Annotated in this window: 9 protein-coding genes and 1 pseudogene; 8 read left to right on the plus strand and 2 right to left on the minus strand. The window is 51.9% G+C overall.

The window, feature by feature from the left end; translation table 11 throughout:
• Positions 1-87 precede the first annotated feature (87 nt).
• On the plus strand, positions 88-948 hold the full coding sequence (locus tag IEY53_RS05960; RefSeq protein WP_189022940.1) for a DUF421 domain-containing protein: 861 nt from the start codon (positions 88-90) through the stop codon (positions 946-948).
• A gap of 5 nt (positions 949-953) precedes the next feature.
• Here IEY53_RS05960 and IEY53_RS05965 read toward each other — a convergent pair whose 3' ends face one another.
• Together IEY53_RS05965 and IEY53_RS05970 are read right to left on the minus strand one after the other, a co-directional pair.
• Positions 954-2078: a saccharopine dehydrogenase family protein gene (locus tag IEY53_RS05965; RefSeq protein ID WP_189022942.1), complete on the minus strand. Its 1125-nt coding sequence runs from the start codon at positions 2076-2078 to the stop codon at positions 954-956.
• A complete protein-coding gene (locus IEY53_RS05970; RefSeq protein ID WP_189022944.1) occupies positions 2075-2800 on the minus strand; it encodes a class I SAM-dependent methyltransferase in 726 nt (241 codons plus the stop codon). Before IEY53_RS05970 ends, IEY53_RS05965 begins: the two co-directional genes overlap by 4 nt.
• A 121-nt stretch (positions 2801-2921) precedes the next feature.
• On the opposite strand from IEY53_RS05970, the gene IEY53_RS05975 reads away from it, so the two are divergent.
• The 7 genes and pseudogenes from IEY53_RS05975 (at position 2922) to IEY53_RS06005 (ending at position 12404) form a co-directional block, all read left to right on the plus strand.
• Positions 2922-3998: a helix-turn-helix transcriptional regulator gene (locus tag IEY53_RS05975; RefSeq protein ID WP_189022946.1), complete on the plus strand. Its 1077-nt coding sequence runs from the start codon at positions 2922-2924 to the stop codon at positions 3996-3998.
• A 1059-nt stretch (positions 3999-5057) separates the two neighbouring features.
• Positions 5058-6221: pseudogene (locus IEY53_RS05980) on the plus strand (right-handed parallel beta-helix repeat-containing protein); the annotation flags it as partial.
• 105 nt (positions 6222-6326) lie between these two features.
• A complete protein-coding gene (locus IEY53_RS05985) occupies positions 6327-7697 on the plus strand; it encodes a pectate lyase family protein (RefSeq protein ID WP_373293814.1) in 1371 nt (456 codons plus the stop codon).
• 135 nt (positions 7698-7832) lie between these two features.
• On the plus strand, positions 7833-8825 hold the full coding sequence (locus IEY53_RS05990; protein WP_189022950.1) for an aldo/keto reductase: 993 nt from the start codon (positions 7833-7835) through the stop codon (positions 8823-8825).
• A 178-nt stretch (positions 8826-9003) separates the two neighbouring features.
• Positions 9004-9981, plus strand: coding sequence for an AAA family ATPase (locus IEY53_RS05995; protein ID WP_189022952.1), 978 nt, complete (start codon positions 9004-9006; stop codon positions 9979-9981).
• A 3-nt stretch (positions 9982-9984) separates the two neighbouring features.
• Positions 9985-11073 carry a DUF58 domain-containing protein gene (locus IEY53_RS06000; protein ID WP_189022954.1) on the plus strand — a complete coding sequence of 363 codons (1089 nt, stop codon included), beginning with the start codon at positions 9985-9987 and terminating at the stop codon, positions 11071-11073.
• Positions 11070-12404 (plus strand): DUF4129 domain-containing protein, encoded by a 1335-nt coding sequence (locus tag IEY53_RS06005; protein WP_189022956.1) that lies wholly within the window; start codon positions 11070-11072, stop codon positions 12402-12404. The genes IEY53_RS06000 and IEY53_RS06005 overlap by 4 nt, the downstream gene beginning before the upstream one ends.
• Positions 12405-12554: the final 150 nt, after the last annotated feature.

Genomic DNA, 12554 nt, shown 5'->3' on the forward strand with positions numbered 1-12554 from the left:
ATAAGAGTAATTAAATCCCAGTTTTATTCTTAGCCATTTTACAAATAATGAAATAAGGAATTGAAGATCCCTGGGAGGTTATTACGCATGCCTGAATGGCTGGAGGTTATTGTACGCACACTTTTTGCTGTGGTGGTCCTGTTCTTGTTAACAAAGCTGCTGGGGAAAAGACAGGTGTCGCAGCTGTCCTTTTTTGAGTACATTACAGGCATCACCATTGGTAGTTTGGCTGCATATATTTCACTGGATACAGACAAGACCTGGCACCTGGGGCTTATCGCCCTTATGGTATGGGTGGCGGTCTCACTCGGTATCGAATTTCTGAAAATCAAAAGCAAAAAGGCGCGGGATTTCATTGATTTCAAAGCCCAAGTCCTGATTAAAGATGGTAAAATTCTAGAAGATAATATGAAAAAAGAACGTTTGTCCGTGGATGAGCTGCTCGAAGAGCTGCGCAAAAAAGATGTATTCAAGGTTGCCGATGTGGAGTTTGCCATTATGGAGTCCGACGGTGCCATTAATGTGCTGCTGAACCGCGAGAACCAGCCTCTGACACCCAATCATTTGGGCGTCAAAGTAGCTCCGGAGAAAGAGACAAAGGCAGTAATTATGGACGGAAAAGTGATGGATGAACCACTGGATGCACTGTCTCTGACCCGTGGCTGGCTCCAGGGTAAGCTGGAAAAACTTGGCTTGAATCCCGAGAATGTCTTCCTGGGACAAGTTGATTCGTACGGCGAGCTGACCGTTGATTTGTATGCCGACAAGGTGCAGCCTCCCAAGCTGCAGGAAAAACCGCAACTGTATGCAACCCTGAAAAAATGTGAAGCGGATCTCGAAATGTTCAGCCTGTCCACCCAAAATAAAGCGGCCAAGCAAATGTATGAGGATTGCTCCAAGGATATGGTAGCCATGCTGGACACCCTGAAGCCATACCTGCAAAATTAATCAGATTACAATTTACTCAGACGGGACCAGCCGCTGATATCGGGCAGGGTCTGTTCCATGAAAGGGCCTGCGGTATGATTTGTTGTCAGTGTCAGGTTATCCTGTCCCAGCTTAACCCCGAATAATTGCTCCAGATGAAAGACACCGGACGGCAGGCTGGCGGATTCATATACAGCCAGAGCGACCGCAGCAGCAGTCATTGCCGTTATTCTGGCTTCCTCGGAACCTTGAATGCTCCATTCACTGAGGGCGGGAGCACCATCTTTTTGTCCGTAGGCATCCACTTTTACAGCGAACATGTCCGAGCCAAAGCGAAGTTTGCCAAAGGACTTTACTGCAAGCTTTCGCATCATACGGCCCCGAAGAAGAGGCATAAGCCCCAGCTTTTGCATAAAGGCCAGTGCAGCTGTCGAGAATCTGGAATCAAAGCATAATCGGGTAGCAACGGATGAAACATCAAGCGAGCCGGGCAGGGTCTGCTGATCGGAAAAAGGGAACCGGAACGCTTTTCGCTGTCCTAAACGGCCGCCAAAGTCCGTTTTTCGGCCGGCAGTGAAGCTGTTCACGGGAATCCGGCTTCCCTTTTGCGTGATGTCATAAGTGGCACTCAGATTATCCACGGTCCATTCAATGGCTGCCTGTCCATGGCTGTCACCGAGACCGAGCATAATTGAAATTTCAATGCGCTGCGTCTGATCCATCGCAAGTTTGGCTTCCCGGGCCAGGAGATTGGTAAGACCAGGTGCCAGGCCTACGCTAATTACAGCGCTCCCCTTAAGCCCGGACTCCGTGGTATTCAGCGCTTCAAGCTGCGTCAAAAACGCTCCATTTGCCGAGACATCGACATAATGTGTCCCGCTGTTTAAACAGGTGATGACGAAAGAAGGGTTCTCCTGATCCAGACACATCACCACAAGCTTCACCCGCTCAAGCCGCTCTGCAGGGAAAGGATCACCCAGATTAAGCTGAAGTGGCCGGACCTTCCCGCCGGTGGAGGCACAAAACTGCTCTGCCCGTTCCAGGCTGCGGCCTGCCGCAAAGACATTGCCCGGGTAACGGGCAGCCAGCAGCTTACATATTTGCCCTCCGACATGACCATACCCTCCTATTACTATGATGTCCTTTTTCATTGACCAGCACCTGCTTTCTTAATGGCAAACCAACCCTCAATCAGATAAGAAGTGAAATAACGGTTGACCCCGGTAAAACCTGCTTCAAGCAGCAGAGCTTCTATCTCGTCAGCCGGGATCGGATGGGAAGTTACACCTATGGACGAATCGAACTGATCCCAGCCCTCCAGGGTAATGCCATTGTCCAGCATATGTGTTTTCCAGGCCTTCATTTGCAAGGACCAGGCCTCTGTGCGGATGTCACCCTGGATAGCAGCTGCAAAAAATGGAGCACCAGCCTGCATCCGACTAGCGATTTCACGGAGCAGCTGCAGCTTTTGCTCTTTTCCTTTGAGGAAATGCAGCACCAGCATACAGGTAGCCGCATCATAGGGGTTGCCATAAGCCAGATTATGAAGATCACATTGGTGCAGCGTGACCCTGGCGCCAAGACCGGCAGCGGCCATACGGTTTCTGGCGATTTCCAGCATCGCTTTGGAGGGATCTATCCCCGTGAAGGACCAGCTCTCATGTGCCCCCAGGGTTACCAGCTCTTGTCCGCCTCCGGCTCCAACGATAAGAATATTCGCGGTGTGGTGTGCTTCCAAGTGTACCGATAATAGACGGTCCAGCATGTTGTACAGCAGGGGGTAACCGGGTATTTTTAAGGCGATTGTGCGCTCATATTGTTGTACATCGGGATGCTCCCAGCTTCTCGGGATATCCTTGCGGGATTCATTCATTGTAGCCTCTCCTGACGGGATGATATAATATCTTTTTATAACTAATAACTATTCTCAATTATCGGGAAGAGGAATGAAATACACCATCCCAGATATCTGGGATTATAGAAGGGGAACGGCGATGCACGAAGGGATAAAAGCCATTAAACGGCTGTCAGAGAAGCACAACACAGAGCAAATGTCTTCCCAAAAATATAGAGAAACGGTAATTGCCAGGCTGCGCGAGGCCGTTCCTTTTGCAGCGGCCTGCTGTACGGTTGTGGATCCGTATACCTTGCTCTCAACGGGGGCGGTTACCGAGCAGGGAGTCGAGAATATACACAGCAAGCTGTTTGAGCATGAATATTTGCAGGACGATTATAATAAATATGATGAACTCGCACAGGCCAGAGTGCCGGTGGCAACGCTGAGCGCGGCAACAGGTGGACAGTTGGAACGCAGCAGCCGTTACCGTGAAGCACTGCAGCCTGCCGGATTCGGAGATGAGCTGCGGGCGGCCCTGCAGAGCGAAGGGGCTTGCTGGGGATATCTCACCTTGTTCCGTTCGCAGGATTCCGCTATGTTTCAGGAAGAGGAACGGGCGCTTGTCGCTTCCGTCACACCGGAGATTGGGGCAATGCTGCGCAGTTACACCTTGCAGCTGGCGGCAGTGAAACGGTCTGCGCAGGAAGAGGAGCATGGAATTATGGTTCTGTCTGAACAATTAATTCCCTTAACCTTTAATGCCGTTGCCCGTAAATGGCTGTCAAGGCTCCGGGAAATGGAACAACTGGGCGATGATACCCTTCCAAACCCGGTGAGAGCGGTTTGCTCGCGGGCACTTGCAGATAGACAGAGCGGCAACGCAGCAACTTCCAGAGCCAAAATAAGTCTGCGCCTCGCTCAGGGGAACTTTTTGACTATTATGGCCAGTCTGCTGGAGGGACCTGCTGGACTTACACAGCTGGCAGTGTTATTTGTGCCTGCCAAATCTTCCGATATTTTGCCGATTATTGCCGAAGCCTATGCACTGTCGGTGAGGGAGCTGCAAATTGTGGAGCATATTGCCAAGGGCTTATCCACCAAGGAGCTTGCTGAAGTCCTGCACATTTCCCGTTACACCGTACAGGATCATTTGAAATCGATTTTTGCCAAAACGGGGGTTACCAGCCGCAGAGAGCTGAACTGGACGTTATTCTCACAATATAATCTGGATTAGATAGCAGCTAATCCGGATTGTTGTCGTCGTATGGGAATCCAAACGATGGTCGAATACAATTTCACTAATTTGTAATCATATGGAATAAAAAAGCTGTACAATTACAAAAATTTACTTATAGTATAGATAGGCTCCTTCAACTAAGTGACCGCTTGCCTGGTAGGCCTGTATCTGCTCAGGAGGGGAGGAGGAAACGCGAAAGCCCGCAAATGAATGCCCAGTACGGAAGAGTGGTTAAAAATAAAAAACACGGAGGTAAATGTTCACGTGAAAATTAAATCGAGATTTTCGTATGTATTTATGATTGCGCTTTCAACTGCCCTTGTAGTGACCGGCTCTGCGTGGAACACGCCAACAGCTCAGGCTGCCAATGTTTTTAGCGATAATTTTGAGAGTGGAAATGCCGGGAATTGGAGCAGTACAACAGGTACATGGAATGTGGTGCAGGACGGGGGTTCGTATGTGTATTCTCAATCTGGAAATACGGAAGGGCGAACCTCTGCGGGCAGCAGTTCATGGAGTGATTACAGTGTGCAGGCTGATGTCAAAATAGATGATTTCAATGGGAACAACCGCACTTATGTAAGCGGGAGATATGTGGACGGCAACAATTATTATGCGGCTTCAATCTCCAACAGCAATGGAGGAACACTTGAAATCCGCAAAAAGGTAAGCGGTTCCAGCACTACACTGGCTTCCAAAACAGATATTCCGATTACTGCCGGTACGGTCTACACGGTAAAGCTTGAAATGAACGGGAGCAGTATTAACATGTACTTGAATGGTGTGCTGCAACTAAATGCACACGATAACATTTTGACTTCAGGCGGTATTGGCCTCATTGCCTATAAAACAGCGGCTAAATTCGATAATGTGATTGTAGACGGCGCTGATGGTACCACACCAACACCAACACCAACAGTAGCGCCTACAACTGCTCCAACCCCTACAACGGCACCAACAGCAACCCCTGCCCCAACCGTAACTCCAAGTCCAACAGTTGTACCTACAACAGGGCCGACTGCAACTCCAGTCCCTACTTCACCTCCAGTGAGCAATGCACTTTATGTCTCACCGGAGGGTTCGGCCGGCAATGCAGGAACCCTTGGCAGTCCAACAACCTTATCCTCGGCCATCACCAGAGTAACACCCGGCGGCACGATCTATATGCGCGGAGGGAATTATAGTTTCTCTTCGCCGGTAACCGTTGAACGTGATAACAGCGGCAGCCCGGGCCAGCGTAAAAGTATAGCCGCCTATGGAAATGAAAAGCCGGTTCTGGATTTCAGCGCCGAGTCTTTTGGTTCAACCGAGCGGGGCTTGCAGATTTTTAGCCACTACTGGCATGTAAAAGGGCTGGAAGTGAAGGGAGCCGGCGACAACGGCATCTTCATTGGCGGCAACTATAATATTGTGGAGAATGTAGAAGTTCACCACAACCGGGATTCCGGGCTGCAAATCAGCCGTTATTCCTCCTCACTGTCCAATATGAGTGATTGGCCGAGCTATAACGAGATCATCAATGTCTATTCCCACGACAATTTTGACCCGGACAACGGGGAGGATGCCGACGGGTTTGCCGCCAAGCTGACCATTGGACCGGGCAATGTTTTCGACAAATGTATTGCTGCCTGGAACACCGATGACGGCTGGGATCTTTATACCAAATCGGAGACCGGGCCTATTGGTGTTGTCACGATCAAGAACAGCATCGCTTACAAAAACGGACAGACATCGGACGGCAATACCACAAGCAACAGTGACGGGAACGGCTTCAAGCTCGGCGGCGAAAAAATTGCCGTCAACCACATTGTGCAGAACAGTGTCGCCTTCCAGAATAAAAAACACGGTTTTACCTACAACAGCAATCCGGGCAGTATCCAATTAAGCAACAATACCTCCTGGAGCAACGGACAAAGCAATTTTGCTTTTGATACGGGTACACACCTGTTCACGGGCAATTTATCCTTTGCGGGCGGAGCCAGCGATAAGACCAGCGGTACGGATGTCCAGAGCTCTAACGTCTGGTGGAAAAGCGGCAAAAGCGTCAACGCCAAAGGCCTGGTGGCCAGCAGCAGCGATTTCGTCAGTCTTACCCCTTCCGTAGTCCGGAACGCGAATGGAACGATCAGCTTGGGCAACTTCCTGAAGCTGGCCGGCGGCAGTGATCTTATCGGCAGCGGCACGCCGAATGGTACCAATATTGGAGCAACCTTTCAGTGAATGCGGCCGCAGCAACCAATCGTGTAAGGAGGAATGATTATGTTGCGTAAAAGTGGGCAGCTAAGGAGCCTTTCCGGAATGGGTCTGTCGATCCTGCTGGCCTTTATGCTAGTTCTGCCGGGGAATGCGGGGGCAGCCGGTTCATCGGAAGTTTATAATCTAAGCGGCTTTTCGGCAGGCAATACTGGTGGGGGAATAATAGAAGAATCCAATACGGCACTATACAAAAAAGTCTACACAGCAGCGGATTTGGCGGTTGCGCTCAAAAAAAATTCCGGCTACAAGGTCATTGAGATTATGAACGATCTAGATCTCGGCTGGAATGAGCTTCCGGCAGCGGCCCAAACTTCACCCTTTGCCAAAAACAATTCACCGCTCACCCATCCGGTACTTCTCCAGACCGGAGTGAGCAAGATCAACATTGACGGGTTTGACGGCCTCACGATCTTTTCGGCGAATGGTGCCACGCTCAGACATGCAGGCTTCACCATCAAACGCAGCTCCAACGTCATCATCCGCAATCTGGAATTTGACGAATTATGGGAGTGGGACGAGGCGAGCAAAGGCGACTATGACAAAAATGACTGGGACTATGTCACCCTGGAGCAGGATGCCAATGTCTGGATCGATCACTGTACGTTCAACAAAGCCTATGACGGATTGGTGGATTCCAAAAAGGGAACGTCAGGTGTAACCATCTCCTGGTCGGCTTTCAAGGGGGATGACGGGAGTCCGGGCAGCTGGGTAACCCAGCAGATCAACGCGCTGGAAGCCAACAAATCCGCTTATCCCATGTATGCTTATCTGCGCAGCAGTGCTGTAGGACTCAGCAAAGACGATATTATTGCGGTAGCGGCCTCACAAAAGAAAGGTCACCTGGTAGGCTCGAATGCCTTTGATTCCAGCAATGCCAAGCTGTCCATCACCCTGCACCACAATTATTATCTTGATATTCAGGACCGCTTGCCCCGGTTAAGAGGGGGAAATGCACATGTATACAACATTCTGGTGGATAACTCGGCTTCCTGGGCAGCCAAAAAACGCTTAACCTCCGCCATGGAAACGGCAATCGCCTCTAAAGGGTATCACTTTGGTGTAACGAGTAATGGGGCTATTGCCACGGAAGGAGGGGCCGTCATGCTGGAGAACTCGCATCTTATTGATGTGTTCTATCCACTCCGCAACAACCAGACCGATCCTTCGGATGGAAGCTATACCGGTAAAATCAAAGCCGTTGACACGATGTACTCGCTGGATGGAACTGCCTTCCGTGGAAACAGCGAAAGCTCAGGCAGTCCGCTTGCACCTGTGCCCGCGGCGATCCTTCCGTTCTCCTGGACGGGAATTTCTTCATTGCCTTACAGCTATACCCCGGATGACCCGTCCACCCTGCTAACCCGCTTGACAGCAGCAGAAGGCGCGGGAGCCGGCAAGCTTAGCTGGGCCAAAGAGAACTGGCTGAGAACAACATACTGAACTCATCCGGTAGGATTTAAGTGAATTCTAGCTTTACCCTCTACAATGGAAAAGATTTGGTAGAAGGGTGTCCTGCAAGCTATAATATGGCTGAGGGATACCCTTTATTTTTGCAGGAAGAGAGGAGATTGTCTTATGGAGTACATAAAATTGGGATCAACCGGCCTTGAGGTGTCACGGCTTTGCCTGGGCTGCATGAGCTACGGCATACCCGAACGCGGCGCTCACGCGTGGACGCTGGGAGAAGAAGAGAGCCGCCCTTTTATTCAAAGAGCACTGGAGCTGGGCATTAACTTCTTTGATACAGCCAACATTTATTCGGACGGAACGAGCGAGGAAATCGTCGGCCGGGCGTTAAGGGATTTCACCACACGCGATGAAGTCGTGATCGCCACCAAGGTTCATGGCCGGATGCGTCCGGGACCCAATGGCGGCGGGCTGTCGCGCAAGGTGATTATGAGCGAAATTGATCATAGTCTGAAGCGGCTGGGTACGGATTATGTGGATCTCTATCAGATTCACCGCTGGGATCACGAGACTCCCATTGAAGAGACGCTGGAGGCGCTTCATGATGTGGTAAAAGCAGGGAAAGCCCGCTATATCGGCGCTTCTTCCATGTATGCCTGGCAGTTCATGACTGCCTTGCATGTAGCTGAACGCAATAACTGGACCAAATTCGTCTCTATGCAGAACTACGTTAACCTGCTGTACCGTGAAGAAGAACGTGAGATGCTGCCGCTCTGTGAAGTTAATGGGATTGGCGTTATCCCGTGGAGCCCGCTGGCCCGCGGACGTCTGACACGGGATTGGGAGGTCTCGAGTGTCCGTTCCGACACCGATGAATTTGCCAAACAGCTCTACTCCAGGACAGATGAGGCAGACCGTCTGGTTGCCCTTAGGGTCAAAGAAATTGCTGAAGAACGCGGAGTGCCGCGGGCACAGATTGCCTTGGCCTGGGTTCTGCAAAAGAAGCCGGTCACCGCACCGATCATCGGGGCGACCCAAATGCATCATCTGGATGACGCAGCGGCAGCCGTTAATCTTAAGCTCAGCGACAGTGAAATTATCCGGCTGGAAGAGCTGTATGTTCCGCATCCGGTCACAGGCGGCTTGAATAATTTCAAATAATGATTTTCAGGGAGTGCCTCGAAAGCCGTAGAAACGGCTGCTGTGGCACTCTGTTTTTTGACGCATGATTCAGGAAAGTCGCCCAGCCAAAATAGTCTATTTCTTCTCCATGGAGGCGCTTTCTGTTATGATGATCCTAGTATATTCCTTTTCCAAGGATAGGAAGGTGTTCATTTTCATGAATCTTCAAGAGGTTACAGAACTTATCCAATCATTAAAAACCAATCTGGCTACCGTCATTGTAGGTAAAGAAGAGGGTGTAGATCTGCTGCTGACTGCCCTGCTGGCCAATGGGCATGTCCTGCTGGAGGATGTGCCGGGTACCGGCAAAACCCTGCTGGCCAAAGTGCTCGCCCGCTCGCTGGACTGTTCATTTAAACGCATTCAGTTCACTCCGGATCTGCTGCCGTCGGATTTAAGCGGAATCAACTTTTATAATCAGAAGCTGGGTGAATTTGAGTTCCGTCCAGGGCCTTTGTTTACGGGTATTCTGCTCGCAGACGAGATTAACCGTGCAACGCCCCGTACCCAGTCGAGTCTCCTGGAGTGTATGGAGGAACGGCAAATAACCATTGACGGAGTGACTCACAGTCTGGAAGCACCCTTCCTGGTCATTGCAACCCAGAATCCGATTGATAATCAGGGCACTTTCCCGCTCCCGGAAGCCCAGTTGGACCGCTTTCTGATGCGGATTACCACCGGTTACCCCACCTTCGAGGAAGGTGTACATATTCTTCAGCGTTTTCGCGAGAGCAATCCGCTGGAGGAGGCCCGTCCTGTAGCTTCAGGCCGGCATATTGTGGAAGCCCAGCGATTCGCGGCAGCCGTACGGGTCAGCGAAGAGCTCCTGGGCTACATTGTCCGAATCACCGAAGCTACACGCAACTCTTCCACCGTGAAGTTAGGCGCAAGTCCCCGCGCCAGCGGGGCGCTGCTCCGCTCTGCCCAGGGTTATGCGCTGATTCAGGGCCGCCCCTATGTCACTCCGGATGATATCAAAGCGGTTGCTGTTCCGGTTCTGGCACACCGCCTGCTGCTGCAGCATGGCTTGAAATCCCGGGAAGGCCAGGCTGCCGAACTTGTGCAGCAAGTGCTTCGTGAAGTGGACGTTCCTGCAGAACCTGCTGTGCCCTTAAGAGGCGGAAGGGTGGAGTAGGTGATGACTCTCCCTGGATTCATCCTCAGCACCTTGGCTCTTCTTATGGTGCTGACCGTCATTTATCAGCGCAGCGCGTTGCGCCATGTGAGCTACAAGCGGTATTTCTCCGAGCAGGCTGTGTTTGAAGGGGATCGCCTTGAGATGGTTGAGGAGATCGTGAATGCCAAGCTGCTGCCGCTGCCCTGGCTGCGGCTCGAATCGAGCATTGCCCGGGGGCTGGAGTTCGGCATCCAGGAGAATCTCGGGATCAGTACGGGCGAGATTTATCAGAATCATGTCAGCATGTTTTTTCTGAAACCGTACAGGCACATCAAGCGGCGCCATTCTGTAAGCTGCAACAAGCGGGGATTCTACCGCCTGGAGTCGGTAACGATGACAACCGGGGATCTGTTCGGTCTGGCCCGTAAAGTGAAGACTTTCCCGCTGCAGCTGGAGCTGCTCGTGTATCCGGGGCTGCTGGATATCGGCAACCTGCCACTGCCGGTTCACAGCTGGCTGGGAGAGTTGCCGGTGAAGCGCTGGATGGTGGAAGACCCGTTCCTGACGGCGGGAATCCGGGAATACAGTGCAGGCGATTCGATGGGACTCATCAATTGGAAGGCAACAGCCCGCACCGGGGTAATGCAGGTTCATAAAAAAGACTACAGCGCAGACACCCGGCTTGTGATCTGTCTGAATGTGGAAATCAGCGAGTCCATGTGGAGAAATGTGACCGATGTACAGCGGATTGAACAGGGCATCCGCTACGCAGCCACCGTAGCGGAGTATGCCCTCCTTCATGGGATCGAAACAGGGTTCATTTGTAATGGAAGCCTGGGCGGGGACGGTGCCAAAACGCCTGTAACCACTGAGTCCATGGCACAGCTGGAGGACTTTCTGGAGCTGTTGGCCAGGCTGACCCTGGACCGGACAGTGCCGATGAACCGGCTGCTGGAGCTGCAGGCTGAAAGTACTGCGGCAAGTAGCGATTTCCTGATTATTTCCTGCCATCAGGGAGCTGGTCTTGAAGCTGCTGCGCAGCAGCTTCAGGCACTTGGTCACGGCGTCGAATGGCTGGTTATTCCGGAGCAAGGGAGGGAAGGCGCATGACTTTGTTTCCTCCTTCCAGAATCCGCGGGACTCTAAGGCTGTGGGGGCGATGTTTCCTGGAGCTTCTATTGTCCTTGCCGTTATGGATTCTGGTTCAAGTCTACGCGTTAACCGGGCAGCCGGGCACGTTGTGGATCTATCTCCTGCCGCTCCTCTCCCTGGCAGGCGTCCTGCTCAGTACACTCTGCAATGTGCGGTGGAAGCAGCTGGTTTGCGCCCTGGGAATCGGTTTTGCTTTTGGATTCCTGGCCGGCGGTTTTGAGTCCAGGGACAGCTTTATTTGTATTGCGTCAGGAGGGTTATGTGCGTTTCTCGGGATGACCGCGCCATCGCGCAGCAGCAATACAACAACCTATTGGTCAGGAATTGCCCTTTATTTTGTTGCGGTCCTCACCTTTGGACAACTGCCGGACTTGCAGTCCAGCGTCCCTGTACTGACCTGGAGCGGCAGCATCTGCCTGATCGTGATTCTTCTGTCAACTAACAGCCAGCATCTGCGTTACAGCTCATTTGCAGGAGATGAAGCTCCTTTGCCTACAGGACTGCGCAGGCATAACCGGTGGTTCGTAGCCGGGTTCATTCTGGCTGCTGCGGTATTGGCTGCAGGTGCCGGGAAATGGCTGGGGGCTCTCGCGTGGAATGCGGCAAGAGCATTGATTGGCTGGTTCCTCCAATTGTTCTCGGGCAGCGAAGAAACACCGGTCCAGAGTCAAGCCCCACCTCCGGCGGCCCCGGTGTTACCGGCGGCGGAAGCAACTCCACCGGGGCTTTTGGCCAAGCTGCTGGATCTTTCCTTTTACCTGTTGGCTTCATTGGTCATTGGATTCTTGGTCTATTACGGGCTTCGCTGGCTCTATAGAAACACAGGCGGGATCTGGCACAGGGTGATAGCTGCACTGCTGGCTATGCTGCGCAGAGAACAGCCGCAGACAGAACCTGCCGCTTATCGGGATGAGGAGAGAAACGTTTTTACCTGGGAGCAGGCCGTTCGGGGAATGAAAGACTTTCTGAACAGAAGCCTGACGATAGGCTCCCGCCGGGACCGCTGGGATCAGACAGGAAGCAACCGGGAACGAGCCCGGTGGATGTACCGTGAGTGGCTCGCAGCCAAGCGGGGCAAGGGCTATGAAATTAAGAGGTTCCTGACGCCTCAAGAGACAGCAAAAGATGTCTTGGACTGGACTGCCCGGAATGACAAGCAGGCGCAAAAGCGGGGAATCAATGACCCAAGCTCCCAAAAGCTGATTGAACTGTATGAACAAGCCAGATACGGGGATCAGGAGCCTACGGATGCTGAAGTGGCTGCGCTCAAAGCAGAACTAAAGTTATAAATGGAGGAAAGGTTCACCGTCCATGACTCTGTACTTAACTACAGATTGTAAGATAAGTCTATAAAATCTGTAGGAGGTATTGGTTATGAGGACAGATATCGGCATGCCACAAAGGTAAACCCGTGGAGATCCGGTCGGAAATGGCGAAGT

The sequence above is a fragment of the Paenibacillus albidus genome, from assembly GCF_014644435.1.
In the GTDB taxonomy this organism is placed as follows: Bacteria; Bacillota; Bacilli; order Paenibacillales; family Paenibacillaceae; genus Paenibacillus_AQ; species Paenibacillus_AQ albidus.